At 72.8% G+C, this 26,443-nt stretch carries 20 protein-coding genes; 13 read left to right on the forward strand and 7 right to left on the reverse strand.

Annotation, left to right across the window (positions count from 1 at the left end):
- Positions 1-196 precede the first annotated feature (196 nt).
- Positions 197-2,416 carry an MMPL family transporter gene (locus ACN263_RS05565; protein ID WP_422738753.1) on the forward strand — a complete coding sequence of 740 codons (2,220 nt, stop codon included), beginning with the start codon at positions 197-199 and terminating at the stop codon, positions 2,414-2,416.
- 67 nt (positions 2,417-2,483) lie between these two features.
- Here the strand turns inward: ACN263_RS05565 and ACN263_RS05570 are convergent, their stop codons facing one another.
- Together ACN263_RS05570 and ACN263_RS05575 are read right to left on the reverse strand one after the other, a co-directional pair.
- Positions 2,484-3,326 (reverse strand): endo alpha-1,4 polygalactosaminidase, encoded by an 843-nt coding sequence (locus tag ACN263_RS05570; RefSeq protein ID WP_422738754.1) that lies wholly within the window; start codon positions 3,324-3,326, stop codon positions 2,484-2,486.
- 110 nt (positions 3,327-3,436) lie between these two features.
- Complete coding sequence (locus ACN263_RS05575; RefSeq protein ID WP_422738755.1) at positions 3,437-4,528, reverse strand: CAP domain-containing protein; 1,092 nt, start codon at positions 4,526-4,528, stop codon at positions 3,437-3,439.
- 373 nt (positions 4,529-4,901) lie between these two features.
- Between ACN263_RS05575 and ACN263_RS05580 the strand changes: the two genes are divergently transcribed.
- From ACN263_RS05580 to ACN263_RS05590, 3 genes are all read left to right on the forward strand, one after another.
- Positions 4,902-5,096 carry a hypothetical protein gene (locus ACN263_RS05580; protein ID WP_007456482.1) on the forward strand — a complete coding sequence of 65 codons (195 nt, stop codon included), beginning with the start codon at positions 4,902-4,904 and terminating at the stop codon, positions 5,094-5,096.
- 371 nt (positions 5,097-5,467) lie between these two features.
- A complete protein-coding gene (smc, locus tag ACN263_RS05585; protein ID WP_422738756.1) occupies positions 5,468-9,082 on the forward strand; it encodes a chromosome segregation protein SMC in 3,615 nt (1,204 codons plus the stop codon).
- A complete protein-coding gene (locus tag ACN263_RS05590) occupies positions 9,082-9,702 on the forward strand; it encodes an HAD family hydrolase (RefSeq protein WP_422738757.1) in 621 nt (206 codons plus the stop codon). Before smc ends, ACN263_RS05590 begins: the two co-directional genes overlap by 1 nt.
- A 7-nt stretch (positions 9,703-9,709) precedes the next feature.
- Here ACN263_RS05590 and ACN263_RS05595 read toward each other — a convergent pair whose 3' ends face one another.
- The 5 genes from ACN263_RS05595 to ACN263_RS05615 all read right to left on the reverse strand — a co-directional run bounded on the left by ACN263_RS05595 (position 9,710) and on the right by ACN263_RS05615 (position 14,654).
- Positions 9,710-10,231 (reverse strand): DinB family protein, encoded by a 522-nt coding sequence (locus ACN263_RS05595; protein ID WP_422738758.1) that lies wholly within the window; start codon positions 10,229-10,231, stop codon positions 9,710-9,712.
- A 45-nt stretch (positions 10,232-10,276) separates the two neighbouring features.
- On the reverse strand, positions 10,277-10,771 hold the full coding sequence (locus ACN263_RS05600; RefSeq protein ID WP_422738759.1) for a universal stress protein: 495 nt from the start codon (positions 10,769-10,771) through the stop codon (positions 10,277-10,279).
- A 9-nt stretch (positions 10,772-10,780) separates the two neighbouring features.
- A complete protein-coding gene (locus tag ACN263_RS05605) occupies positions 10,781-12,391 on the reverse strand; it encodes an MDR family MFS transporter (protein ID WP_422738760.1) in 1,611 nt (536 codons plus the stop codon).
- 83 nt (positions 12,392-12,474) lie between these two features.
- Positions 12,475-12,915 (reverse strand): MarR family winged helix-turn-helix transcriptional regulator, encoded by a 441-nt coding sequence (locus tag ACN263_RS05610; RefSeq protein WP_422738761.1) that lies wholly within the window; start codon positions 12,913-12,915, stop codon positions 12,475-12,477.
- Between the two features lie 26 nt (positions 12,916-12,941).
- On the reverse strand, positions 12,942-14,654 hold the full coding sequence (locus ACN263_RS05615; protein WP_422738762.1) for an alkaline phosphatase D family protein: 1,713 nt from the start codon (positions 14,652-14,654) through the stop codon (positions 12,942-12,944).
- A gap of 83 nt (positions 14,655-14,737) precedes the next feature.
- Between ACN263_RS05615 and ftsY the strand changes: the two genes are divergently transcribed.
- The 9 genes from ftsY to ACN263_RS05660 all read left to right on the forward strand — a co-directional run bounded on the left by ftsY (position 14,738) and on the right by ACN263_RS05660 (position 26,393).
- A complete protein-coding gene (gene ftsY, locus ACN263_RS05620) occupies positions 14,738-15,919 on the forward strand; it encodes a signal recognition particle-docking protein FtsY (protein ID WP_422738763.1) in 1,182 nt (393 codons plus the stop codon).
- Positions 15,920-15,925: 6 nt separating this feature from the next.
- Positions 15,926-16,789 carry an aminoglycoside phosphotransferase family protein gene (locus ACN263_RS05625; RefSeq protein ID WP_355051563.1) on the forward strand — a complete coding sequence of 288 codons (864 nt, stop codon included), beginning with the start codon at positions 15,926-15,928 and terminating at the stop codon, positions 16,787-16,789.
- A 275-nt stretch (positions 16,790-17,064) separates the two neighbouring features.
- Entirely contained in the window at positions 17,065-18,474 is a 1,410-nt protein-coding gene (locus ACN263_RS05630) for an ammonium transporter (protein WP_422738764.1), read from the forward strand.
- A gap of 25 nt (positions 18,475-18,499) precedes the next feature.
- The gene (locus tag ACN263_RS05635) at positions 18,500-18,838 is read left to right on the forward strand and encodes a P-II family nitrogen regulator (protein WP_007456507.1); all 339 of its coding nucleotides are present in this window, start codon (positions 18,500-18,502) and stop codon (positions 18,836-18,838) included.
- A gap of 17 nt (positions 18,839-18,855) precedes the next feature.
- Positions 18,856-21,186: a [protein-PII] uridylyltransferase gene (locus ACN263_RS05640; protein WP_422738765.1), complete on the forward strand. Its 2,331-nt coding sequence runs from the start codon at positions 18,856-18,858 to the stop codon at positions 21,184-21,186.
- 528 nt (positions 21,187-21,714) lie between these two features.
- Positions 21,715-22,911 (forward strand): sensor histidine kinase, encoded by a 1,197-nt coding sequence (locus ACN263_RS05645; protein ID WP_422738766.1) that lies wholly within the window; start codon positions 21,715-21,717, stop codon positions 22,909-22,911.
- A complete protein-coding gene (locus ACN263_RS05650) occupies positions 22,908-23,564 on the forward strand; it encodes a response regulator transcription factor (protein ID WP_422738767.1) in 657 nt (218 codons plus the stop codon). Before ACN263_RS05645 ends, ACN263_RS05650 begins: the two co-directional genes overlap by 4 nt.
- Before the next feature lie 109 nt (positions 23,565-23,673).
- A complete protein-coding gene (gene ffh, locus ACN263_RS05655; protein ID WP_422738768.1) occupies positions 23,674-25,227 on the forward strand; it encodes a signal recognition particle protein in 1,554 nt (517 codons plus the stop codon).
- 86 nt (positions 25,228-25,313) lie between these two features.
- A complete protein-coding gene (locus ACN263_RS05660; RefSeq protein WP_422738769.1) occupies positions 25,314-26,393 on the forward strand; it encodes an amidohydrolase family protein in 1,080 nt (359 codons plus the stop codon).
- The last annotated feature ends 50 nt before the right edge of the window (positions 26,394-26,443 follow it).

Raw genomic sequence — 26,443 nt, forward strand, 5'->3', positions numbered from 1 at the left:
GGCGGGTCGCGGTCGGACGCTCCGGGCACTTCCCCGGCGTACGCCCGAATCGCGGGTTGATGGCCGCCCGACGGACCCGCCGCCCCCGGTGGAACGGATCCGGGACGGGCCGGGGCCGTTCCCCGATGTGACCGCGCCGTCACGTCCCTAACGTCAGCACGGTCGACAGGGGGTCGACGTGACAGGGGGGACGCTGATGGGCGGCAGACCGGTGACGGTGCGGATGGCGCGGTGGAGCGCCGAGCATCCGTGGCGGGCGATCGCGTTGTGGGTCGTGTTCGTGGCGGTGTGTTTCGTGGGGGGCAACGCCGCCGGCCTCAACGAGGCCACCAGTGGCGACCAGGCGATCGGCGAGGCCGGACGGGCGGGCCTCATCGTCGACGGCGGGGATTTCGACGATCCGGCCGTGGAGAACGTCCTCATCACCTCCCGGGGCGGCGCCCTCGACCCGGCCGCGGCGAAGGCGGCCGCCGACGACGCCGCCGCCCGGCTGCGCTCGGTCACCGGGGTCGCCGAGATCGGCCCGCCGGTCACCGCGCGGGACGGGTCGGCGCTGCTGCTGCCGATCACGATGTCCGGTGACCCGGAGACGGCGTCCGACCGGGTGCAGCCGTTGCGCGACGCCACCGCCGGCGTGCAGAGCGCGCACCCCCAGGTACGCGTCGAGCAGGTCGGCGGGCCCTCGATCGGTCAGGCGCTCGACGACACCCTCGGCAAGGACTTCGAGCGGGCCGAGCTGCTGAGCCTTCCGGTGACCCTGGCCATCCTGATCATCGCGTTCGGCGCGTTGATCGCGGCCAGCGTGCCGGTGCTGCTGGCGCTCTCGTCGGTCGCCGCGGCGATGGGTCTGTCCACGCTCGCCTCGCACCTGGTGCCGGCCACCGACACCACCGCACCCGTGATCCTGCTGATCGGCATGGCGGTGGGGGTCGACTACTCGCTGTTCTACATCCGCCGGGAACGGGAGGAACGCGCCAAGGGCCGCTCCGGCCTGGACGCGGTGGAGATCGCGGCGGAGACCTCCGGGCATGCGGTGGTGGTCTCCGGGGTCGCGGTGATCATCGCGATGGCCGGGCTGTTCCTCGCCGGTGACGTCGTCTTCTCGTCCCTGGCCGTGGGCTCGATCCTGGTGGTCGCCGTCGCGGTGACCGGTTCGCTGACCGTGCTGCCCGCCCTGCTGGCCCGACTGGGCCGCTGGGTCGACCGTCCCCGGGTGCCGCTGCTGTGGCGCCTCACCGCGCCGCGCACGGGACGGCACGGCGAGGCGCGTACGCCCCGGCTCTGGCCGGCGGTGCTGCGTCCCGCGCTGCGGGCGCCGGTGGCGACGCTTGTCATCTCGGTCGGTCTGCTGCTCGCGTTGGCCGCACCGGCGCTCGGCATGAAGCTGAAGTTCCCCGGCATGGAGGACCTGCCGCGCACCACACCGGCCATGCAGGCGTACGACCGGCTGACCGCCGCCTTCCCGAGCACCGGCACCAACCACGTGGTGGCCGTCCGGGCGCCCGCCGACCAGGCCGACCGGGTCGGCGCGGCCCTCACCGACCTGGCCGCCCGTGCCTCCGGCGATCCGCTGTTCGCCCCAACCGAGGCGGACGGCCCGAAGATCAAGGTGTCGGCCGACCGGCGGGTGTCGGTGCTGGACGTCGCCACCCCGTACGCCAGCCGCGACGGCCGGTCGGTGGAGTCGCTGGAGAAGCTCCGCACCGACCTGGTCCCGGCCGAGCTGCGGGGCATCCCCGGCATCGAGTACGCGGTGGGCGGGAGCGTGGCCGACAGCGAGGACTACGCGGCGCACGTCCGCGACAAGTTGCCGCTGGTGATGGGCTTCGTGCTGGTGCTCACGTTCCTCGTCATGACGTTCACCTTCCGCTCGGTGGTGGTGGCGGCCAGCTCGATCGTGCTGAACCTGCTCTCGGCCGGTGCCGCGTACGGGCTGCTGGTGCTGGTCTTCCAGGGCGACTGGGCCGAAGGGCTGCTCGGCTTCACGTCGATGGGCGCGATCGTCTCCTGGCTGCCGCTGTTCCTGTTCGTGGTGCTCTTCGGCCTCTCGATGGACTACCACGTGTTCGTGGTGAGCCGGATCCGTGAGGGGGTCCGGGCCGGCATGTCCAACCGCGACGCCGTGTCGTACGGCATCACCTCGTCGGCCGGGGTCGTGACCAGTGCGGCGATCGTGATGGTCGGGGTGTTCTCGATCTTCGCCACGCTGAGCACGATCGACATGAAGCAGCTCGGCATCGGTCTGGCGGCGGCGATCCTGCTGGATGCCACGATCATCCGGGGCGTGGTGCTGCCGGCCCTGATGACCATGCTCGGTGACGCGAACTGGTGGGCGCCGCGGTTCCTGCGCCGCCGCCCGGCGTCCGCGCCCACCGATCCGCCGACGCCCGCTCCGGAGTTGGTGCCCGTCTCCTGAGCAGTCGACCGTCTCCCGTGCCGGGCCCGCGACCAGCGGCCCGGCACGGGTCGTCCGGGGACGGCGGTCACGGCAGCGGGCAGGGCTCCCGCCAGGCGTCCAGCTCCCGGTCCTTGCGGATCGAGGCGAAGCCGTAGCCGACCGTGGTGACGCAGAACTCGTCGGTCGTGCCCACGTACTCGACGTGGAAGACCGGTTTGCCGGCGTCCGCGAACGGCAGCAGCTTGGCGCACTGGCCCAGCCGGACGCACTCCTCGTTGACCACGAAGTCGAAGTCCGGTGCCAGGGCGGCGAGCTGCGGCACGTCGTTGACCAGCCCGGGGGAGAGGTCCAGCGAGCGGGCCAGGTGGGCCAGCCGACGGTTGAACAGCAGTTGGTCGTCGAAGCCCAGGGGAAAACCGGTGCGGTGCGTGTACCCGTCGGCGTCGGCCAGTGCCACCGCGCCGAAGCCCTTGCCCCGGCACAGCCGGAACCGGTCGGCCAGCACCGGCTCCAGCGCGTCCCAGGCCCGTACGTCCAGCCATCGGCTGCCGGGCTGGCGACCGGGGGCGCCGAGCACGACGGCGGGCAGCCGGCTGGCGTCCGGGTCGGTCGAGCGCACCGAGCCGACCGCCACCTGACAGATCAACCGTCGATCCCGGGCGCGCAGCTCGGCCGTCTGCGCCGCCGTGGTCGCCACCGGGTCGAGCAGGAAGACGTCCGCCTGCACCGTCTCGTCGAGCGGGCCGTCGAGTTGCCACTGCCACTGCCAGTGGCGGGACTGGGCGGCCGGCCACGGGGTGGGCGCGCCGGGCGGGGTCAGCTCGCGCCGGCAGCCGTACGCCGGCACCACCAGGACGAGCGCGACGCCGGCCGACACGATCCGGCGCAGCGCGCGTGCGGCGTGACGTCGCCGCGGCCGGATCCGCATCGGCAGCTCCCGGGTCCCGGGCGGCCGGTCGCCGCCCCCACCGGTACGCCGCCGCTCACCCCGGCGTACCCACCCGGGTCAACGAGCGCGGGGGCGCGGACGACGCGCGGTCAGCGCGGCGCCGCGAAGACCTGCGTCCAGTACGGCCCGTTGCTGCTGGCGATGCCGACCCCGATCTCGGTGAACGCGCAGTTCAGGATGTTGGCGCGGTGCCCGGAGCTGTTCATCCAGGCGTCCATCACGGCGGTCGGCGTCTTCTGGTTCCACGCCACGTTCTCGCCGTAGGTGCGCCACGCGTAGCCGACGCGGTCCAGCCGTACGCCCGTGTCGCTGCCGTCGCTGCCGGTGTGCGACATCTTGCTGTGGTCGGCCTGGTCCTGGCTGTGCCGCTGGGCGGCCGTCATCAGCTTGTCGTCGATGGTCAGCGCCTTGCAGCCGGCCTTGGCGCGCTCGGCGTTGACCAGATCCACCACCTGGCGGGCCTGGTCGTTCACGCTGCCGCCGGTGGTGCTCGGCGCGGTGCTGCGATTGACGCTGCGGCGGGACGTGGCGGTGGTCCGCGACGCGGCCGGAGTGGGCTTGACGACCTTGCTCGGCGACGGACTCGGCCGGGCCGGGCTGGGCGAGCTGGTCGGGGACGGGGCGACCAGGGTGTCGCCGGTCTCCTGGTCGGTGGGGACCGCGGGTGCGGCGGCGACCGTGTCGTCGACGGCGGTCGGCTCGTCGGCCGGGCCGTTGCCGCCGGGCATCGCGAGCGCGCCGACGCCGACGCTCACCACGAGGGTGGCTGCCGCGGCCGCTCCGCCGATCATGAGTGGGCGACGCCAGTTCCGGGGCGAGCGGTGCCGCCCGGTGCCGGTCCGCCCGGCGTCGGTGGCCGCGGTGTTCCCGCCTCCGGCGGCGTACGCGTCGGTCCCGGCGGGCCACCCGTCGACGACCTCGGTGGGCCGGATGTTGCCGGTGGGTTCGTCGCCCCACTCGCGCCCCGGCCGGCCGGTGGTCGACACCTCGGCGGGCGCGGGCCGCCACCGGGCGGTGGGCTCGGCGGCGTGCCACTCGTCGCCGGGCTGGTCGGGGTCGTCGCCGAACAGGTACGCCGAGCGGGGCTCCGGGCGGTCTCTCAGCCAGTCCGGCTCGTCGGTCGGCCGCTCGGCACGCCGGTCGGCGCCGTTCGGGTCCATCGGGTCGGTCCAGCCGTACACGCCTCTGCCTCCACGGGGTCGGTTGTTGGCCCGGGTGACGCTACGACTCGCCCGCGACCTGCGGCAACGTGGCTAAGGAAGAGTTAAGAGGAAGTCCGACACCAAGGCGGTGACTTCCGGGAATACGGGCGTACAGTAAAGGGGTCCGGACAGAGCGTGTCCGTGCCTTGCGGCAGCCCCCCGACAAGTGGACAGGTCGACGTGGAGATGATCTACGGCCTGCGAGAACTTGACGAAGGAGGGGTTTGCGGCTCAATATATAGGTGTCGCCAGTCGCGCCCGGTCATGCCCAGATACAACTGGAATGACAGCCGCGTACTTAATGGGCGCGCGCTTGGCCGGCCTTTCCGGCAGCGCATATCAAGGAGTCAGCATGGCGAAGGCCCTCTACGGCCACGTAGGTGCAGCGCCCGACCGGCGTCTGCTCGACGAGGTCACCCGACTGCGTGCCAGGGTTCAGGCACTGGAGTTCGAGATCACGCGTCTGCGTGCCGACAATGATCGGCTCGCGGCGGCTGCGGCGGAAGCGGACGACCTGCTCCGTCTCGCCGAGCCGGCGCTGACCTGATCTTCGGGGTCGGAAAACTGAATCGCAGCACCACCGCAAAAATGCGCGCCGACACCCCTGTGCCGGCGCGCAACGCTGTCCGGCCCCTTTCGCGGCCGACGATTTATGATCTTGTTGCTGGCCCCGCGACAAGCGCTCCCGCAGTTTCGACAGAACGTCCGCAAGCGCGTTCCGATCGTGAGCGGTTTTGGTCTTTTCTTCGCCGCCGCGCCGAGAGCAGGGCCGCTCCCGCGTGACCGGGAGCGCGGGCCGGCGGTCGGCCCGGGGCGGGTCGCGTGCCGGGCGGGTGCCGTCACCGGGTTAGTCTGCGGGTTCACCCAGGTCCCCGCAGCCGGCGACGGTACGGCGGCCACCGGACGAGGATCGAGAAGGTGTATCTCAAGAGCCTGACGGTGAAGGGCTTCAAGTCCTTCGCCTCCGCCACGACGTTGAAGCTGGAGCCCGGGATCACCTGTGTGGTGGGCCCGAACGGCTCCGGCAAGTCCAACGTCGTCGACGCCATCGCCTGGGTGCTCGGCGAACAGGGTGCCAAGGCGCTGCGCGGCGGCAAGATGGAGGACGTCATCTTCGCCGGCACCGCCGGCCGCGCGCCGCTGGGCCGCGCCGAGGTCACCCTCACCATCGACAACACCGACGGCGCGCTGCCGATCGAGTACACCGAGGTCTCCATCACCCGCCGGATGTTCCGCTCCGGCGAGAGCGAGTACGAGATCAACGGCAACTCCTGCCGACTGCTCGACATCCAGGAGCTGCTCTCCGACTCCGGCATCGGCCGGGAGATGCACATCATCGTCGGGCAGGGCCGCCTGGACGGCATGCTGCACGCCAAGCCGGAGGACCGCCGCTCGTTCATCGAGGAGGCGGCCGGCGTCCTCAAGCACCGCAAGCGCAAGGAAAAGGCGCTGCGCAAGCTCGACGCAATGCAGACCAACCTGAACCGGCTCACCGATCTCACCGCTGAGCTGCGCCGCCAGCTCAAGCCGCTCGGCCGACAGGCCGAGGTGGCCCGCCGGGCGGCCGCCATCCAGGCCAACCTGCGCGACGCCCGGCTGCGCCTGCTCGCCGACGACCTGGCCACCCTGCGCACCACGCTGGACCGGGAGATCGCCGACGAGACCGCGCTGCGGGAGCGGCGCGAGCAGATCGAGGGGGAGCACGCCGAGGTGCAGGGCCGGCTCGGCGAGTTGGAGGCCGCCCTTGCCGAGGACGCGCCGCTGCTCGCCGCCGCGCAGGACACCTGGTACAAGCTCTCCGCGTTGCAGGAGCGCTTCCGCTCGATCGAACAGCTCGCCACCGAACGGCTGCGGCACCTCAGCGCCAGCGGCGACGACGAGCGGCCCGGCCGTGACCCCGACCAGTTGGAAGCCGAGGCCGAGCGCGTCCGCGAGCAGGAGGAGGAGCTGCGCGCGGCGCTCACCGACGACCAGATCCGACTGGCCGAGGCGGTCGAGCACCGCCAGGAGCTGGAACGGCAGCTCGCCGCCGCCGAACGCGAGCTGGTCGCCGCCGCCAAGGCCATCGCCGACCGGCGCGAGGGCCTGGCCCGCCTCACCGGCCAGGTCAACTCGGCCCGTGCCCGGACCACCAGCGCCGGTGAGGAGATCGAACGCCTCGCCGTCGCGCACGCCGACGCGCTGGGTCGCGCCGAGCAGGCGCAGGCCGACCTCGACGCGGTCGCCGCCCAGTCCACCGAGGCGGACCGGGACAACGCCGACCTGGACGCCCGACACGCCGACGCGCTCGCCGTACAGGAGCGGGCGCAGGCGGCCGTCCGGGCGCTTGCCGACGCCGAGCGGGCCGCGGAGAAGGACGCCGCCACCTGGAAGGCCCGCGAGGAGGCCCTGGCGCTGGGGCTGCGGCGCAAGGACGGGGCCGGTGCGCTGCTCGCCCGCGCCGGAGACGTCCCCGGCCTGCTCGGCAGCCTCGCCGGGCTGCTCACCGTCGCGCCCGGCCACGAGGCCGCGCTGGCCGCCGCGCTCGGCGGTCTCGCCGACGCGGTCGCCGTCAGCGGGGTGGACGAGGCCGTCGAGGCGATGCGGCTGCTGAAGATCTCCGACGCCGGTCGGGCCGGTCTGCTGGTCGGCAGCCCCGCCGGGCCGGGCATGACCGGATCGGCCGACGCGCTGCGTCCGAAGCTGCCGGACGGCGCCCGCTGGGCCCCCGACCTGGTGGAGTGCGGCACGGAGCTGCGCCCCGCCGTGCACCGGGCGCTGCGTGACGTGGCGCTCGTCGACGATCTCGCCGCGGCGGCCGAGCTGGTCGCCGGCAACCCCGAGCTGCGGGCCGTCACCCCGGACGGCGACGTGGTGGGGGCGTACGCGGCGGCCGGCGGGTCGGCCAAGGCCCCCAGCTACATCGAGGTGCAGGCGGCCGTCGAGGAGGCCCGCACCAACCGCCTGACCGCCGAGCGGACCGGCGCGGAGCTGCGTGACCAGCTCGTCGAGGCACGCGCCGAGGTGACCGCCGCGAAGGAGGCCGTGCAGCACGCCGCCGCCGAGAAGCGCGAGGCGGAGAGCCACCGCAACGCCGCCGCCCGCCGGCTCGCCGAGCTGGGCGCGGCCGCCCGTTCCGCCAAGGCGGAGACCGACCGGCTCGGCGAGTCCCGGGCCCGTGCCGAGGCCGCCCGGCAACGGGACCTCGCCACGCTCGACGAGCTGGAGGAGCGGCTGCGGCTGGCCGAGGAGACCCCGGTCGACGCCGAGCCCTCCACCGAGGAGCGGGACCAGCTCGCCGCCATGGTGCCGCAGGCCCGGCAGAACGAGATGGAGGTCCGGCTCGCGGTGCGTACCGCCGAGGAGCGCGTCTCCTCGATCGCCGGCCGGGCCGACTCCCTCGCCCGGCAGGCCACCGCCGAGCGGGCCGCCCGGGAACGCGTCGCCGCCCGGCGGGCCGCGCGCGCCCGGGGCGCGGGCATCGCCCGGGCCGTCGCGGGCGGGGCCCGCGCGGCGCTCACCCGGCTCACCACGTCGATCGCGACGGCCGAGCAGCACCGCGACGCCGTGGCGCGCGAACGCGCCGCCCGCGAGGCGGAGCTTCAGGAGGTACGCGGAGCAGCCAAGCGGCTCGGCGCCGAGCTGGAGCGGCTGACCAGCCAGGTGCACCGGGACGAGGTGGCCCGCGCGGAACAGCGGCTGCGTATCGAGCAGTTGGAGGCGAAGGCCGCCGAGGACTTCGGGCTGGACGTGGAGACGCTCGTCGCGGAGTACGGCCCGACCCAGCTCGTCCCGCCGACCCAGGTCGACGTCGCCGCCGCCGAACGCGATGGGCTGCCGGTGCCCGAGCCGGTCCGCTACGAGCGGCCGGTGCAGGAGAAGCGGGCCGCCAAGGCGGAACGCGAACTCGCGCTGCTCGGCAAGGTCAACCCGCTCGCGCTGGAGGAGTTCGCGGCGCTGGAGGAGCGGTTCAAGTTCCTCTCCGAGCAGTTGGAGGACCTCAAGGCCACCCGTCGGGACCTGCTCACCGTCGTCAAGGACGTGGACGAGCGGATCCTGGAGGTCTTCGCCAGCGCCTTCGAGGACACCGCGCGCGAGTTCCAGCAGGTGTTCACGGTGCTCTTCCCCGGCGGTGAGGGCCGGCTCATCCTCACCGACCCCGAGGACCTGCTCACCACCGGCGTCGAGGTGGAGGCCCGCCCCCCGGGCAAGAAGATCAAGCGACTGTCGCTGCTCTCCGGCGGCGAGCGGTCGCTGACCGCCGTGGCCATGCTGGTGGCGATCTTCCGCGCCCGGCCCAGCCCGTTCTACATCATGGACGAGGTGGAGGCGGCTCTGGACGACGTGAACCTGGGCCGGCTCATCACCCTGCTGGCACAGTTGCGGGAGAAGAGTCAGCTGATCGTCATCACGCACCAGAAGCGGACGATGGAGATCGCCGACGCGCTCTACGGGGTGACCATGCGCAGCGGGGTCACCCAGGTGATCAGTCAACGGCTCAACCGGGCCGACGAGGACGACCAGCGGCCCGGCCGCGGCGAGGAGAACGGGTAGTGGCTCGGGAACGCGCGAAGGCGCTCCTGCTGGACTTCGACGGCGTACTGCGCCGGTGGGACCCGGCGGTGGCCGCCGACGTCGAGCGTGAGTACGGCCTCTCCGAGGGGGTGCTCACCGAGATCGCCATGCAGTGGGGGCGGCTCCAGCCGGTGCTCACCGGTCAGGTCAGCCACGCCGACTGGGTGAGCAGCGTGGCCGACGCGCTGGAAGGCCCGGCCGGTGGCCCGGAGCGGGCCCGCGCGGCCGTCGAGCAGTGGCAGCGCTACCGGGGCGAGGTGGACACCGAGGTGCTCGACTTCGTCCGGGAGGTACGCGCCGCCGGCATCCCCGTCGGCCTGGGCACCAACGCCACCGACCTGCTCGACGCCGACCTCACGGCGCTCGGCCTGGTCGGCGAGTTCGACGTGGTGGTCAACTCGTCCACGCTCGGCGTGCACAAGCCGGCACCGGAGTACTTCCAGGCCGCCTGCGAGGCGCTGGCTACCCCACCCGCCCGGGTGCTCTTCGTCGACGACGAGGACTGGGCGGTACGGGGGGCCCGGTCCGCCGGGCTGTCGGCGCACCGCTGGGGCGGCCACGCCGACCTGCGCTACCTGCGCGCGGCCCTGGACTACTGAGCGGCGCTCACTCGCCGGTGACGCCGTCGATGCGTTCCCGGATCAGGTCGGCGTGGCCGTTGTGCCGGGCGTACTCCTCGATCATGTGCACGTACACCCAGCGCAGGTTGAAGGTGCGCTTCTTCGGGCCGACCTCGGTGAACGTCTCGTCGAGCGAGTGCCCGGCGGCGGCCGCGCGGGCCAGCGTCACCTCACGGTGGAAGGTGGCGAAGTCCTTCTCGGCGTCGGCCGCGCTCACGTCGTGGTCGGCGTCCGGGTTGTCGGGCGTGAAGTACGGGTAGTCGACCCGTTCGCCGGCGAAGTTCTCCCGGAACCACCACGCCTCCACCTCGGCGAGGTGCCGGACCAGGCCGAGCAGGGTCAGCCCGGACGGCTCGACGCTCGGGGTGCGCAACTGCTCCTCGGTGAGGCCGGCGCACTTGAGCAGCAGCGTCTGCCGGTGGTAGTCGAGCCAGCCGTCGAGCATCGTGCGCTCGTCGCCGACGTACGGTTCGGGGGTCCGGGTGATCTCCGGTGCGGTCCATGTCATGGCGCGCATCCTGCCCGGGACGGGTGACCGTCCGCGACGGGTTATTCAGGGCACCACCACGACGGGCCAGTGCCCCTTGCGGACCAGCCGGGTGGCGACCGAGCCGACCAGCCGGTGGCCGGCCTGCTCGGACGCGCCCACCACCACCATGTCCGCCCGGAACTCGTCGGCCGCCCCGCACAGTTCGGTGAACGCGTCGCCGCGCCGGCACAGCAGCGTCACCGGGATGCCCAACTGCTCGGCGCCGCGCCGGCACTCCCGGCGCAGCTCGTCGGCCAGCTCGTCGTGGGTGCGCTGGACCGCGCCGGCGTCCATCCCGGGCACCAGCGAGGTGAGGCCGCTCGCCGAGCTGACGAAGACCACCACCAGGGCGGCGCCCTGCCGGCGGGCCAGCCCGGCGGCGTAGGAGCCGGCCCGCCCGGAGGTCCGTGTGCCGTCGACGCCCACCATGATCACCCGTGGGCCGTCGGTGCCGCGCTCGAAGGGCAGCGAGCTGACCCGGGGGCCGTACTCCTCGCGGTCCGGTGCTCCCACGCTCATGGCTCTACCTCACCTCTGCCCGTCGGCGGGGGTCGCACCGACGCTCACCACAGGATTCGATTCCCGCTCGCCCGTGCCGGAAACCGGGCCGGCGTTGTGCTGCCGCAGCGGCACCTCCCGGATGAAGACCACCGCGATCAGCGCGATCAGCGCGAACGGGGCGGCGGCCAGGAAGATGTCACCGGCGCCGTGGCCGTACGCGGCCTCCACCACGGTCCGCAGCGGGCCGGGCAGGGTGTGCACGTCGGGCAGGGTGCCGCCGCTGCCGGAGCGGGACGCGGGGATGCCGAGCTGGGCCAGTCCGTCGGCGGTGTAGTCCTTGACCTTGTGGGCGAGGACCGCACCGAGGGCGGAGACGCCGATCGCGCCGCCCAGGCTGCGGAAGAACGCCACCACCGAGCTGGCCGCGCCGAGCTCGTGCGGGCCGACGGTGTTCTGCACGGCCAGGACGAGGTTCTGCATGGTCAGGCCCAGGCCGACGCCGATCAGCAGCATGTAGCCGCTGAGCAGGGTGTAGCTGGTGTCCGCGCGGAGCGTGCCCAGCAGCGCGAAACCGACGGTGAGCAGCGCCGAGCCGGCCACCAGGAACCGCTTCCAGCGGCCGGTCCTGGTGATGATCCGCCCACCCACGGTCGAGGCGACCAGCAGGCCGAGGATCATCGGCAGGGTCATCAGGCCGGCCATCGTCGGCGACTCACCTCGGCTGATCTGGAAGTACTGGCCCAGGAAGATCGACGCGCCGAACAGGCCCACGCCCACCGCGACGCTGGCGACGACGGCGAGGGTGATCGTGCGGTTGCGGAACAGCCGCGGCGGGATCATCGGCTCGGCGGCCCGGGTCTCCACCCGGACGGCGAGCGCGCCGAGGAGCAGGGCGCCGAAGACCATGGCGACGGTCTGCCAGGACGCCCAGCCGAACTGGTCACCGGCGAGGGAGACCCAGATCAGCAGCACCGAGACCGCCGCCGTGATGAGGGTGGCGCCCCACCAGTCGATCTGCGCCCGGCGCTTGACCACCGGCAGGTGCAGGGTCTTCTGGAGGACGACCAGCGCGGCGATGGCGAACGGCACGCCGACGTAGAAGCACCAGCGCCAGCCGAGCCAGGAGGTGTCCACGATCACGCCGCCGATCAGCGGTCCGCCGATCGTGCCGACGGCCATCACGGCGCCGAGGTAGCCGCTGTAGCGACCCCGCTCGCGCGGCGCGATCATCGTGGCCATGATCACCTGGGCCAGGGCGGTGAGACCGCCGGCGCCGACGCCCTGGAGCACCCGGCACGCGATCAGCTCGCCGGTGCCCTGGGCGAGGCCGGCCAGCACCGAGCCCAGAACGTAGATCCCCAGGGCGAGCTGGACCAGTGTCTTCTTGCTGGTCAAATCGGCTAGTTTGCCCCAAATCGGGGTGGTCGCGGTGGTCGCGAGCAGCGCCGAGGTGACCACCCAGGTGTACGCGGACTGGCCACCGTGCAGTTCGGTGATGATCCGCGGCAGCGCGTTCGAGACGACCGTGGAGGAGAGGATCGCGACGAACATGCCCAGCAGCAGGCCGGAGAGGGCCTCCAGGATCTGCCGGTGGGTCATGTCGACGGCTGGCGCTCGGGACGCTGTCGCCTGGCTCATCGTGTGGTGCCTCCAGCCCGTACGTTTTGGTTGCCTCAAGCAACAACTGGGTGGGCGGTGGCCACATTCCCCACCTCGCGGGGTCATCTCCAGGAATCGTTGAACCGGCCGAGGAGGCGGGCGAACTCCTGCACGTCCCGGGCCGGCCAGTCGTCGAGCGTGCGCAGGAATTCGCCCAACCGGGCGGACCGGGCCACGTCGAACCGATGCTGACCCTCCTCGGTGAGGCTGATCTGCGCCGCCCGCCGGTCGCTCGGGTCGGGCTCCCGGCGTACCAGGCCGAGCGCCTCCAACCCGTTGATCTGCCGGCTGAGCGTCCCCTTGCCCACGCCGAGCCGCGCCGCCAGCTCGGTCAGCCGGATCGACCCGCTGCGCCGCAACCAGAGCAGCAGACCGTACGTGTTCGGTTCGAGGGTCGGGTGCACCTCCCGGGCGATCTCCCAGGAGACCGCGCGCCCCCGGCGCAGCAGCGCGGTCAGCTCGTGCTCGACGGCCCGGATCGGCTCCGGCTGATGCTCGCTCACGGCCTAGAGAGTACGGCGGCGCCCGGTCACCCGTCGCCGGAGAGGCGGCGGCTCATCACGGGACGTAGGTGCCCGTCGCTGGTGGTGCCCTCGATGACCACGTCGGCCCGCCGGCCCTGATGGGTCAGGGTGGCGACGGCGTTGCCGAAGTAGGGGCCGGCCAGCTTGCGCCAGCGCACCCCCGGCCGCCGGACACCCGCCGAGCGGGCCAGGGCCCGCGTCGCGCCCGCCGGCCCCGACGACCAGCCCATCTTCATCAGCGGTCGGATACCGGCCGGCACCTGGTTGTGGATCGGCGAGCAGGTGAGCTGGTGCACGGGCGTGACCACCGCGGGGTCGGCGAACCGCGCCCGGGCCACGTACGAGTGGTGCACGTCCCCGGAGAGCACGCTGATCGACGCCGGTGGGGCGTACGCCGGGCCGGCCCCGATGCGCGCGCCGGACGCCCTCGGGGTGCCGGTGCCGATCCGGGCGAACGTCTCACCGAGGGCTTCGAAGGACCGCCGGAACGCCGCCCAGTGCTCCAGATCGAGCGCCCGGCGCAGCTTCTCGGCCGTCCGGGCCACCCACGGCCGGCGCGAGTCGGCAAGCTTCTCGTTCCACGCCTCGATGTGGTGGATGCCCTGGGGCAGCAGCCAGGGCAGCGAGGCGCCCACCACCAGGTGGTCGTAGACGCCGTGCGCCTGGTCGAGGAACCACGACCACTCACCCGGCGGCAGCATCGCCCGGTGGCCCGGCTCGAGCACCCGGCTGCACCGGTTGTCGAGCATGACCAGCCGGGTACGCCCCAGGTCGAGCGCGTAGCTCCACTGGTACTGCACGGCCCGCCAGCGTTCGGTGTCGTGCGCCAGGTCGGCCTCCTGGTCGACCCGGTGCCCGAACTCGCGCAGCACACCGGTGGCGTCCTCGGCGGCGACGACCTTCGCGAAGACCGGGTCGGCGGCGATCTCGTCCGGCGCGAGGTTGCCCAGGTGCTGGTAGACCCAGTACGAGGCCAGCCCGCTGCCGATCCGTTCGGCCCACCACGGCTGCTCGCGCATCTCGGCCCGCCACGACGCCGAGGTGTTCCAGTCGTCGATGATCTCGTGATCGTCGAAGATCATCACGCTGGGCACGGTGGAGAGCAGCCAGCGGATCTCCGGGTCGCGCCACGACTCCAGGTAGAGCTTGGTGTACTCGTCGAAGCTCACCACCTGGTCGGCCGGAGCGCCCTTGGGCCGCCGCCGGCGACGGCGCAGCAGCCGACGCACGGTCGGTGAGGTGACGTCGGCGTACACCTGGTCACCCAGGAGCACCAACAGGTCGGGCAGCGGGTTCGACTCCGGGTCGGCCATCAACCGCCGGGCGTACGCGTCCAGGGCATCCGGCGGGAGCTTGCGGGTGGTGGCGTGCTGGGTGGTCTCCCGGCACGAACCGAAGATCAGGTTGACCGGTTGGTCCAGGTCGTCGGCCGCCCTGGTCCGGATGACGCTGGGCGGGAAGCCGCTGCTCTCCACCGGCCAGACCAGCTCGTCGTCGACCAGGACCTCGTACGTGGTGGTGCTGTCCGGGGTGAGGCCCTCCACCACGACGAGGGCGTAGTGGTGGTCGTACGCCGAGAAGGTGGGTGCGGTGCCGGTGGCGCCGCCCGCCGTGCGGACGGTGACCACGGCGGGCGCGGCGGTCTCCACCCAGATCGTCGCCCGGGTGTCGACCACTCGCCGCAGCAGTGGGCCGATCAGGAGGTGTGCGGCGGGCATGACGCGAGCCTACCGCCGGTTTCCGGGGACCGGCCGGGTGCGGTGGCTGGGACGCCGTCGCCGGCATCTGACAGGATTCCGGCATGGCCGAATATCTCGTCCTCGCTCTGGTCCTGCTCGGTGTGCTGATCGCCGGCACAGTCGGGCTGGTCGTGCCCCGTCTGCGGCGGCGGCCCGAGCCTCCGCTTCCGCGCACCGAGGTCGACACCCGGGCCGAAGAGGATCTCGCCGGTCCGCCGGTCGAGGCACCGGAGTCCGATCTGTCCACCGGTGTCCTGGTCGAGCCGCCGCCGGTGCTCGCGCCGCAGGTGGAGGTGCCCGAGCCGACCGCCGGGCGGTTGGTCCGGCTTCGGTCCCGGCTGTCACGTTCGCAGAACGTCTTCGGCAAGGGCCTGCTCGGCCTGCTCGCCCGCGACCACCTCGACGAGGACGTCTGGGAGGAGATCGAGGACAGCCTGATCACCGCCGACGTCGGCGTGGACGCGACCCGCGACATCGTCGACCGGCTGCGGGAACGCACCCGGGTGCTGGGCACCCGCTCGGCCGGTGAGCTGCGCGCGCTGCTCGCGGCCGAGCTGGTCAACGCCCTCGACCCCGACATGGACCGCGCGCTGCGCACCGCGCCCAAGGACGGCGTGCCGGCGGTGGTCCTGGTGGTCGGCGTCAACGGCGCCGGCAAGACCACCACCTGCGGCAAGGTCGCCCGGGTGCTGGTCGCCGACGGCCGTAGCGTGCTGCTCGGCGCGGCCGACACCTTCCGGGCCGCCGCCGCCGACCAGTTGCAGACCTGGGGCGAGCGGGTCGGCGCGGAGACCGTGCGCGGCCCCGAGGCGGCCGACCCGGCCAGCGTCGCGTTCGACGCCGTCAAGCGGGGCATCGAGACCGGCGTGGACACGGTGCTCATCGACACCGCCGGTCGCCTGCAGAACAAGGTCGGCCTGATGGACGAGCTGGGCAAGGTCAAACGGGTCGTGGAGAAGCAGGGACCGATCGACGAGACGCTGCTCATCCTCGACGCCACCACCGGCCAGAACGGTCTGGAGCAGGCCCGGGTCTTCACCGAGGCGGTCAACGTGACCGGCGTGGTGCTGACCAAGCTCGACGGCACCGCCAAGGGCGGCATCGTGATCGCCGTGCAGCGCAAGCTCGGGATCCCGGTGAAGCTCGTCGGCCTCGGTGAGGGCAAGGACGATCTGGCGCCGTTCGACCCGGCGCAGTTCGTCGACGCGCTGCTGGGCACCGAGCCCACTGGACGGGACGCGTAGTCTCGGGTGACCAGTGACGATCGCGCGTACGCGGGCTGGCGTGACCCCGGCCATTCCTCGCAGCGCCTCGGGAGACCGTACGTGACTTCGCAGGAGATCCCGCTGCACGGCGGCAACGTGAGCACCGTGGTCCGGGTGGGCGACACGGTCCGTCGCAACGCCGGGCCGTGGACCCCGTCCGTGCACGCCCTGCTCCGGCACCTGGAGTATGTCGGCTTCACCGGCGCCCCCCGGGCGCTCGGGATGGACGAGCGCAACCGTGAGGTCCTGTCGTACCTGGAGGGGGAGTGCGGGGAGTACCCGCTCGCCCCGCACTGGGTGACCGACGAGGCGCTGGTCACCGTCGCCACCATGCTGCGGATGTTCCACGACGCGCAGTACGGCTTCGCCCCGCCGGCCGGGGCGGTCTGGCGCTCGTTCGGGCCCCCGCCACCGGACACCGAGGTGATCTGCCACCACGACGCCGCCCCGCACAACGTGATCTGGCGTCCGGACGGCACCCTCGGGCTGATCGACTTCGACCTCGCCTCGCCGGGCGCGCGGATCTACGACGTGGCGTACGCGGCGTGGACGTGGGTGCCGATCTTCGCCGACCGGGACTCGATCACGCTGGGCTGGAAGCACCCGGACCGGCCGCGCCGGCTGCGACTCTTCGCCGACGCGTACGGGTTGATCCCACGGGACCGGCACCGGCTGATCCGTACCATCCGCAAGCGGATCGTGGACCACGTCGAGGGCATCCGCCGGATGGCCGCCGCCGGCGAGCCGGCGTTCGTCCGGATCGTGCACAAGGGGCACCTGCGGCGGCCGATGCGCGACCTGCGGCTGCTCGACTACGAGCGGCACGCTCTGGAGAACGCCCTCCGCTGAGCGCGGATTCGACGATGCTCGGCCGGGCGTGTCAAGCGGACCGGTCGATGGGCCTGACCGGTCGGCCATCGACGTACGCCGTCCGAACGATCCACCATTGTCCATGCCGCGCGCTGTGCGGACTCCGTGACATGTACGAAACAACCCGTCACGAATTGGAAACCCGCACGGGACCCTGGGTGAAACAGCCGGCAACAAAGCTTCCGCGCAACCGGCCTACGGGCGACGCTGCCCCGGAAAGCCGCGAAGGAGGACTTCACCTTTAGGAGGCCAGCGTGCCTGAAGCACCGACGATCGACGGCGCCAATACCACGTGGCTGCTGGTTTCGACCGCGCTCGTGCTGCTCATGACCCCTGGACTGGCGCTGTTCTACGGCGGCCTCAACCGGGCCAAGGGCGTACTCAACATGATGATGATGAGCTTCACGGCGATCGGGCTCATCTCTGTTCTGTGGTGGTTCTACGGCTTCAGCGTCGCCTTCGGGGCCGACGTGAACGGTTTCTGGGGAGACCCGGGCGCGTACCTCGGCACCAAGACCTTCCTCGCCGAGTCCGACCTCTGGGGTGCCACGGCGGAGAACCCCAGCGGCATCGGCATTCCGCTCTACGTGTTCATGGCGTTCCAGATGGTCTTCGCCGTGATCACCGTCGCGCTGATCAGCGGCGCCATCGCCGACCGGGCCAAGATCGCCGGCTGGCTGCTGTTCGCGTTCGGCTGGGCCACCCTGGTCTACTTCCCGGTCGCCCACTGGGTGTGGGGCGGCGGCATCATCGGCGGTGACATCCACGCGCTGGACTTCGCCGGTGGTACCGCGGTGCACATCAACGCCGGTGCGGCGGCCCTGGCCGTGGCCCTCGTGCTCGGCAAACGGCTCGGCTGGCCCCGCGAGGGCATGAAGCCGCACAACATCCCGCTCGTCGCGCTCGGCGCCGGTCTGCTGTGGTTCGGGTGGTTCGGCTTCAACGCCGGTTCGGAACTGACCGTCGACGGTGTCGCCGGCCTCGCCTTCATCAACACCCAGCTCGCCACCGCGGCCGCCGTGCTCGGCTGGATCGCGGTCGAGTGGATCAAGGACCGCAAGCCGACGATGGTCGGTGCCTCGTCCGGTGCCATCGCCGGCCTGGTCGCCATCACCCCGGCCTGTGGCTTCATCGCCCCGTGGGCGTCCGTCCTGCTCGGCATCGTCGCCGGTGTGGTGTGCGCGCTCGCCGTCAGCCTCAAGTACAAGCTGGGCTACGACGACTCGCTCGACGTGGTCGGCGTGCACTTCGTCGGTGGCTGGATCGGCTCGCTCTGGCTCGGCCTCTTCGCCACCAACTCGGTCAACGCCGCGATCAGCGACGTGGTCGGGGCCTCCGACGGCCTGTTCTACGGCGGCGGCGTGACCCAGCTCGGTCGGCAGGCGCTCGCCGGTCTGATCGTCACCGCGTGGTCGTTCGGCATCGCCTGGGTGCTCGCCTTCGCGATCGAGAAGACGATGGGCTTCCGCATCAAGAACGAGGCCGAGGTCGAGGGCATCGACATCGCCGAGCACGCCGAGAGCAGCTACGACCTGTCCCCGGCCGGTGGCGGCACGGGCGGCGCGTTCGCGATGGCCGGCATCGGCACCTCCGGTGGCGCGTCGAGCACCGCCGCTGAAGAGACCGACTCCACCGAGCCGGTCAGCGCCAAGGTCGCCGGTTAACGTTCCTTAGATGGAGGGGTTGGACATGAAGCTGGTGACCGCGGTCATCAAGCCGTACCAGCTGGACGCCGTGAAGGAAGCTCTGCACGCTCTGGGCGTGGCCGGGCTGACCGTCAGCGAGGTCCAGGGGTACGGACGGCAGAAGGGGCACACCGAGGTCTACCGGGGTGCCGAGTACACGGTCGAGTTCCTGCCCAAGATCCGGGTCGAGGTGCTCACCGACGAGATCGACGTGGAGAAGATCGTGGACGCCATCGTCGGCGCCGCCCGTACGGGCAAGATCGGCGACGGCAAGGTGTGGGTCACCGGTGTCGAGGAGGTCGTCCGGGTACGTACCGGCGAGCGCGGCCTCGACGCCCTCTGATCCGGACCACGACCGACATGACCTCGTTGATCAAGAAGGACGCGTCAGGAAACGCCGACAACGGTGACGCGAACCTCTTGATCAACGAGGTTGTCGGCGTACCCGGGGGGATCGGGGAGGCCGCCCGGGTGGGGCGGGCGGCCGCGTACGACACGTTCCTGCGCGGGTTGCTGCCCGCGCGTGACGGTGTCGCGCTGATCGCCGTCGGGGGGTTGGGACGGCGGCAGTGCGCCCCCTACGGCGACCTCGACCTGGTGCTGCTGCACGCCGGAGTGCCCGGCACGGACGAGTTGGCGGCCAAGGTCTGGTACCCGATCTGGGACGCCGGACTGCGCCTGGACCACTCGGTGCGGACCGTCTCCGAGGCCCTGTCGGTGGCCCAGGACGACGTCAAGGTCGCCCTCGGCCTGCTCGACGCCCGCCTGGTGGCCGGCGACCAGGCGCTCGCCGACGCCCTGATCCGCACGGCCGCCGACCACTGGCGGCGGACCGCCGTGCGTCAGCTCCCGGGTCTGCGGGAGGTCACCGTCGCCCGCTGGCAGGCCCACGGCGAGCTGGCCTTCCTCCTCGAAGGCGACCTCAAGGAGGCCGCCGGCGGACTGCGCGACGTGGGATTGCTGCGCGCGATCTCCGCCGCCGGCATCACCGACGCGCTGCGCCCCGCCGTCCGCGCCGCCCACCTGCGGCTGCTGGACACCCGCGACGCCCTGCACCAGCAGGTCGGCCGCCGGGTCGACCGACTGGTCGCCCAGGAACGGGACGGCGTCGCCGCACTGCTCGGCCTACGACAACTCCAGCCGGGCGCGTCTGACGCCGCGCGGCGGCCTGGAGCCGTCGTCGAGGACGGCGACGCCCTGCTGCGGCGGGTGGCCGGTGACGCGCGCACGGTCAGCCACGCCCTCGACGACGCCTTCCGCGCCGCCGACCGGCTGCGCTCGGGCCGCTCCCGCGGCGGGAACGGCGCTCCGGTGCGCCGGCCCGTCGCCCGGGACGTGGTCGAGCACGACGGGGAGCTGGTGCTGGCCCGGACGGCGATCGGCGCGCGTCCCGACCCGAGCCTGTCCCTGCGGGTGGCCGCCGCGGCGGCCACCACCCGACTGCCCATCGCCCGGGCCACCTGCGAGTGGCTGGCGGCGTACTGCCCCCCGCTGCCCGCGCCCTGGCCGGCCGAGGCCCGGGCCGCGCTCACCACGCTGCTGGGCGCCGGTCCCGGCCTGGTGCCGGCCTGGGAGACCTGCGACAGGTACGGGCTGGTGGACGGCTGGCTGCCCGAATGGACCCGGCTGCGCAGCCTGCCGCAGCACAACCCGGTGCACCGCTACACCCTCGACCGGCACCTCGTACAGGCCGCCCACGAGGCCAGCCGGCACGCCCGCGAGGTGGAGCGCCCCGACCTGCTGCTGCTCGGTGCCCTGCTGCACGACATCGGCAAGGGTCTGCCCGGCGACCACAGCACCGTCGGGGTGCCGCTCGCCGAGACGGTGGCTACGCGGGTCGGGCTGCCCGCCCCGGAGGTGGCGCTGATCGGCACGCTGGTCCGGCTGCACCTGCTCCTGCCCGACGTGGCGACCCGCCGGGACCTCACCGACCCGGTGACCATCGCGTCGGTCGCCGAGGCGGTGGGCGACACCTGCACGCTCGACCTGTTGCACGCCCTGGTACGCGCCGACGCCGCCGCCACCGGCCCGGCCGCCTGGTCGGACTGGAAAGGCCGGCTCGTCGCCGAACTGGTCGCCCGCGTCCGTACCGCCCTGGACACCGGTGTGCTGCCCGAGCCCCCGGCCCCGGACCCGGCGCTGCTGGCCGGGCCACTGCCGGTCGTGCACCTGACCGGTGACCGGGTGGCGGTGGCCGCCGCCGACCGGCGAGGACTACTCGCCACGGTGGCCGGCTGCCTCGCCCTGCACCGACTGGAGGTGCTGTCCGCCGACGCTTCCGTGGTCGACGGCCGAGCGCTCGTCGAGTGCCGGGTGCAACCCCGCTACGGCCTGCCGGCCGACCCGGTCCCGCTCCGCGCCGACCTGCGCCGCGCGGTCGCCGGCGACGTGTCCGTCACCCAACGGCTGCGCGGCCGTGCGCTCGCCGCCCGGGGCAGCGGGGCCGCTCCCCGGGTCGTCTGGCACCGCGAGGCTGCCACCGACGCCGTCCTGCTCGAACTCCGCGCGGCCGACGCCGCCGGACTGCTCTACCGGGTGGCCGGCGCGCTGGACGAGGCGGGCGCCCTGGTCCGGGCCGCGCGGATCTCCACCCTCGGCGCGGACGTGGTCGACGCCTTCTACCTGGTGGGTGGCTGGCCGGACGACGCGACCCGGGCCCGCCTGGAGGCCGCGGTCCTCGCCGCCGTCTGATCAGCGGCCGGCCGATGCGACCCGGGCCCGGCTGGGGCTGCGGTCCTCGCCGCCGCCTCATCAGCTGCCATCGCCGTGCGGCGGCGGGCGTTCGCAGCGGTCGCCCCGCTAGTCGCTGTGGGCGGTCGTGGGCTCGCGCTGGCGGTCGTGGGCCTGCGCTGGCGGTCGTGGGCTCGCGCTGGCGGTCGTGGGCTCGCGCTGGCGGTCGTGGGCTCGCGCTGGCGGTCGTGGGCTCGCGCCGGCCGTCGTGGGCCTGCGCTGGCGGTCGTGGGCCTGACCGGTTGTCGTGGGTTCGTTCGGAGCCTCGGGACTCTCGCAGGTCGCATGGGCTACTTCACGCCTGATGACTCGGTGGCATCAAGATGCCGCAGAGTCATCACGCTCACCGCGGTGCCCGCCCCCAGCCTCCGGCCCTCAGACGCCCGCGATGACGTGGCTGGGTACGGTGGTGGGTACGTCCCGGGACGTAGCGAGGGTGCCGCTCGTGGGCGCACGTCAGGAGGCGTCTGCGCGGGCAGAATGACGGCCATGCGAGAGAACGGGTGGTGGGGGCGCAACGCGCTGGCGGATGCCGTGCTCGCCCTCGTGCTGCTCGGGTTCGGACAACTCGCCACCGGGCTGGCCGGGCAGAATCAGCCGGGGTCCCGACCGGTGGACGGCCTCTGTCGCGTCCTGCTCGTGGTCGCCACACTGGCCCTGGCGGGCCGCCGGTACGCCCCGGTCGCCACGCTCGTCGTCGTCACGGTCGCCACCTCGACGTACCTGGTGCTCGGCTACCCGTACGGTCCGATCCTGCTCGCCTTCCTGGTCGCGGTCTACACCGTGGCGGTGCGACTGCCGGTACGTCCGGCGGCGTTCGCCGCCGGTGGCGCGTTCGTGGTGTTGCTGGCGCACGTTTTCGTCTCGCGCGGCCCCGCGCCGGGCTGGACCGGAGTGCTCCCCGCGTCGGCCTGGGTGGTCGTACCGTTCGCGGTGGGTGTGGTGGTGCGGGTCAGCCGGGAGGCGGCCGCCCGTACCCGCGCCGAGGAGGCCCGTGAGCGTGCCGAACAGGCCCGGCGGCAGGCCGACGAGGAACGGCTGCGCATCGCCCAGGAGGTGCACGACGTGGTGGGGCACGGGTTGGCCGCGATCAGCATGCAGGCGGAGATCGCCCTGCACCTGCTGCCGAAACGGCCGGAGCAGGCGGAGGTCGCGCTGACCGCGATCAGCCGTTCCAGCCGCGAGGCGCTGGACGAGCTGCGGGTCACGTTGGGCGCGGTGCGGCGGGGCGCGGAGCGTGAACCGGTGCCCGGTCTGGCGCGGCTCCCCGCACTCTGCGACCGCCTGGCGGGTGCCGGTCTCGTCGTCGACCTGCGCCTGGTCGGTGACCCGCGGGAGGTGCCGGCGGCGGTGGACCTGGCCGCGTACCGGGTGGTGCAGGAGGCGCTGACGAACGTGCTGCGGCACGCGGGGGTGGCACGGGCCGAGGTGACCGTGGGCTACCGGGCCGACGAGCTGACCGTCGAGGTCACCGACAGGGGCGTCGGCGCCGCCGGCCGGTTCGACACGGCCGACGGTCTCGACGTGACCGCCGGCCGGAGCGGCGGGTACGGCCAGACCGGCGGGCACGGACTGGCCGGGATGCGGGAGCGGGTGACGGCGCTGGGCGGGCAGCTGACCGTCGGACCGGGCCCGGCCGGCGGGTTCCGGGTCCGGGCCCGGCTGCCGGTGGAGCCGTCGCCGTGATCCGGGTGCTGATCGCCGACGACCAGGACCTGGTCCGCCTCGGGCTGCGCGCGCTGGTGGAGAGCGAGGACGACCTGGCGCTCGCCGGAGAGGCCGCCGACGGGCTGCGGGCGGTCGAGCTGGCCCGCCGGGAGCGGCCGGACGTCGTGCTGATGGACATCCGGATGCCGGGCATCGACGGGATCGAGGCGACCCGCCGGATCGTCGCCGATCCCGATTTGACCGGTACGCGGGTGGTGGTGCTCACCACCTTCGAGCTGGACGAGTACGTCTTCGACGCGCTGCGCCACGGCGCGAGCGGCTTCCTCACCAAGGACACCCGGCCGCCGGAGCTGCTGCGCGCGATCCGGCTGGTCGCCGAGGGGGAGGCGCTGTTGTCGCCGTCGGTGACCCGCCGGGTGGTGCGGGAGTTCGCCACCCGGCCGTCGCGGGCACCCCGTCCGCACCCCCGGCTGGACACGCTCACCGAGCGGGAACGCCAGGTGGTCGGCCTGGTCGGTGAGGGACTGAACAACGAGGAGATCGCCGCCCGGTTGGTGGTCAGCCCGGCGACCGCCCGGACCCACGTCAGCCGGGCGATGGGCAAGCTGGCAGCCCGGGACCGGGCCCAGCTCGTCGTCTTCGCGTACCAATCGGGCTTGGTTTCGGGGTGAGGCCGGGCCGCCAGCGGCCTTGCGGCCGGGCGGCTACCCTAGCGGTGGCCGGACTCCGCAGTGCCGGTCGCGTTGTGCCCGCCGGAACACTGACAAACGGGATGTTCGCGTGTTTGACACCTTGAGTGACCGCCTGTCCGGGATCTTCACCAAGCTCCGCGGCAAGGGACGGCTCACCGACGCCGACATCGACGCCACCGCGCGCGAGATCCGCCTCGCGCTGCTGGAGGCGGACGTCGCGCTGCCGGTGGTCAAGGGCTTCATCGCGGCCGTCAAGGAGCGTGCCCGCGGCGCCGAGGTCTCCCAGGCGCTCAACCCGGCCCAGCAGATCATCAAGATCGTCAACGAAGAGCTGATCAAGGTGCTCGGCGGCGAGGGGCGGCGGCTCCAGTTCGCCAAGCAGCCGCCGACCGTGATCATGCTGGCCGGCCTCCAGGGTTCCGGTAAGACCACCCTGGCCGGCAAGCTGGCCCGCTGGCTCAAGGGTCAGGGCCACCAGCCGCTGTTGGTCGCCGCCGACCTCCAGCGTCCCAACGCCGTCGGGCAGCTCCAGGTGCTCGGTGGTCGCGCCGGGGTCGAGGTGTACGCCCCGGAGCCCGGCAACGGCACCGGTGACCCGGTGCAGGTGGCCCGCGCGTCGATCGAGCACGCCAAGCGCGCCGCCCGCGACATCGTCATCGTCGACACCGCCGGCCGCCTCGGCATCGACGCCGAGATGATGCAGCAGGCCGCCGACATCCGTGACGCCGTCTCGCCGGACGAGGTCATCTTCGTCATCGACGCGATGGTCGGTCAGGACGCCGTACGCACCGCCGAGGCGTTCCGCGACGGCGTCGGCATCACCGGTGTGGTGCTCTCCAAGCTCGACGGCGACGCCCGTGGTGGTGCCGCCCTGTCGGTGCGCGAGGTCACCGGGCAGCCGATCCTGTTCGCCTCCACCGGCGAGAAGTTGGAGGACTTCGACGTCTTCCACCCCGATCGGATGGCCAGCCGGATCCTCGGCATGGGCGACGTCCTCACTCTGATCGAGCAGGCCGAGCAGGCCTTCGACTCCGATCAGAAGGAGAAGATGACCGCCAAGCTGATGGGCGGCGAGCAGTTCACCCTGGACGACTTCCTCGACCAGCTCATCGCGGTACGGCGGATGGGCCCGATCGCCAACGTGCTGGCCATGATGCCGGGCATGGGGCAGATGAAGGACCAGCTCGCCGAGCTGGACGACAGCCACTTCGACCGGGTCACCGCGATCATCCGGTCGATGACCCCGGGCGAGCGGACCAACCCGAAGATCATCAACGGTTCCCGCCGGGCGCGTATCGCCAACGGCTCCGGGGTCACCGTGATGGACGTCAACCAACTGCTGAACCGCTTCGCCGACGCGCAGAAGATGATGAAGCAGATGGGCGGCATGATGGGCCTGCCCGGCGGCGGTCGGCGCAAGGCCACCAAGAGCCCGAAGAACAAGCGCAAGGGCACCAAGGGCGGCGGTCGTCCGCGTACCGGCGCCGGGATGCCGGCCGGCTTCCCGGGTGGCATGCCGCAGCTTCCGCCGGGGATGGACCCGAACGACCTGGCCGCCGGTCAGGGCCTCCCGCCCGGCTTCAAGCTGCCGAAGATCGACTTCAACAAGCTCGGCAAGGGCGGCGACAAGGGCCCGCGCTGACGCGGGCGCCTTTCCTGCCTGCGTTGACCGCCGGGAAGAACGACCTGCTCGCCTCCGACGAGGAGTGATCGGGTAGGACTGTGCGCATGGCCCTTCATGTGCGCGGCGTACTGCTCCCCGACGACGAGGTCCGGGACCTCTGGCTGGTCGGCGACCGGGTGACCTTCACCCCGGTACCCGGCGCGGAGACCGTCGTGGACGGCGGTTTCGTGCTGCCGGGCCTGGTCGACGCACACTGCCACATCGGCATCGCCCGAGGTGGCGCCCCGATCGCCTCGCTCGACCAGGCCCGTGACCTGGCTCGGCTCGACCGGGACGCCGGGGTGCTGGCGATCCGGGACGCCGGCTCGCCGTACCCGTACCCCGAGTTGGACGACGAACCCGACCTGCCGCGACTGGCCCGCGCGGGCCGGCACGTCGCCCCGCCGAAGCGGTACCTGCGGGACATCGGCGTGGAGGTCGACGCCACCGACGTGACGGCCACGGTGGCCGCCCAGGCGAAGGCCGGCAACGGCTGGGTCAAGCTGGTCGGCGACTGGATCGACCGGGGAGTCGGCGACCTCGCGCCGGCCTGGGACGCGGACACCCTCACCGCCGCCGTCCGGGCCGCACACGACGCCGGGGTACGCGCCGCGGTGCACACCTTCTCCGAGTCGGCCGTCGAGATCATGGTGCGTGCCGGGGTGGACTCCGTGGAGCACGGCACCGGCCTGAGCCTCGACCTGCTCGACGAAATGGCCCGCCGGGGCACCGCTCTCGTCCCCACGATGATCAACATTGCGACCTTCGGCGGGATCGCCGAGCAGGCGCGGGCCAAGTTCCCCGGGTACGCCGACCACATGCTCGCGCTGCGTGACCGCTTCCCCGAGGTGGTGCGGGCCGCACACGAGGCCGGCGTGCCGATCTACGTGGGCACCGACGCCGGCGGCGGCATTGACCACGGACTGGCCGCCGAGGAGATGCTGCTGCTGCACGAGCGCGCCGGCATGCCCGCCGAGGACGTGCTCGCCGCCGCCTCCTGGGGCGCCCGGGAGTGGCTCGGCTTTCCCGGGCTTGTCGAGGGGGGTCTCGCCGACCTCACCGTCTACCCCGAGGACCCCCGCCGCGACCTGCGGGTCGTCCGCGCCCCGTCCCGCACGATCCTGCGCGGCCAGGTGGTGCGCTGATTTTCCCGCGTCGCGCTGTGCCGCGTTGCGCTGCGGGCTGGGCTGGGCTG

It is taken from the genome of Micromonospora sp. WMMD729 (assembly GCF_049315225.1).
Lineage (GTDB): Bacteria > Actinomycetota > Actinomycetes > Mycobacteriales > Micromonosporaceae > Micromonospora.

Bases quoted from the DNA above. Each gene is read 5' to 3' on its own strand.
- ACN263_RS05645 (WP_422738766.1), top strand. From the start codon at position 21,715: ATGCGAGAGAACGGGTGGTGGGGGCGCAACGCGCTGGCGGATGCCGTG.
- ACN263_RS05600 (WP_422738759.1), bottom strand. From the start codon at position 10,771: ATGAGCGTGGGAGCACCGGACCGCGAGGAGTACGGCCCCCGGGTCAGC.
- ACN263_RS05640 (WP_422738765.1), top strand. From the start codon at position 18,856: ATGACCTCGTTGATCAAGAAGGACGCGTCAGGAAACGCCGACAACGGT.
- ftsY (WP_422738763.1), top strand. From the start codon at position 14,738: ATGGCCGAATATCTCGTCCTCGCTCTGGTCCTGCTCGGTGTGCTGATC.
- ACN263_RS05595 (WP_422738758.1), bottom strand. From the start codon at position 10,231: ATGACATGGACCGCACCGGAGATCACCCGGACCCCCGAACCGTACGTC.
- ACN263_RS05570 (WP_422738754.1), bottom strand. From the start codon at position 3,326: ATGCGGATCCGGCCGCGGCGACGTCACGCCGCACGCGCGCTGCGCCGG.
- ACN263_RS05565 (WP_422738753.1), top strand. From the start codon at position 197: ATGGGCGGCAGACCGGTGACGGTGCGGATGGCGCGGTGGAGCGCCGAG.
- ACN263_RS05605 (WP_422738760.1), bottom strand. From the start codon at position 12,391: ATGAGCCAGGCGACAGCGTCCCGAGCGCCAGCCGTCGACATGACCCAC.
- ACN263_RS05660 (WP_422738769.1), top strand. From the start codon at position 25,314: ATGGCCCTTCATGTGCGCGGCGTACTGCTCCCCGACGACGAGGTCCGG.
- ACN263_RS05580 (WP_007456482.1), top strand. From the start codon at position 4,902: ATGGCGAAGGCCCTCTACGGCCACGTAGGTGCAGCGCCCGACCGGCGT.
- ACN263_RS05635 (WP_007456507.1), top strand. From the start codon at position 18,500: ATGAAGCTGGTGACCGCGGTCATCAAGCCGTACCAGCTGGACGCCGTG.
- ACN263_RS05615 (WP_422738762.1), bottom strand. From the start codon at position 14,654: ATGCCCGCCGCACACCTCCTGATCGGCCCACTGCTGCGGCGAGTGGTC.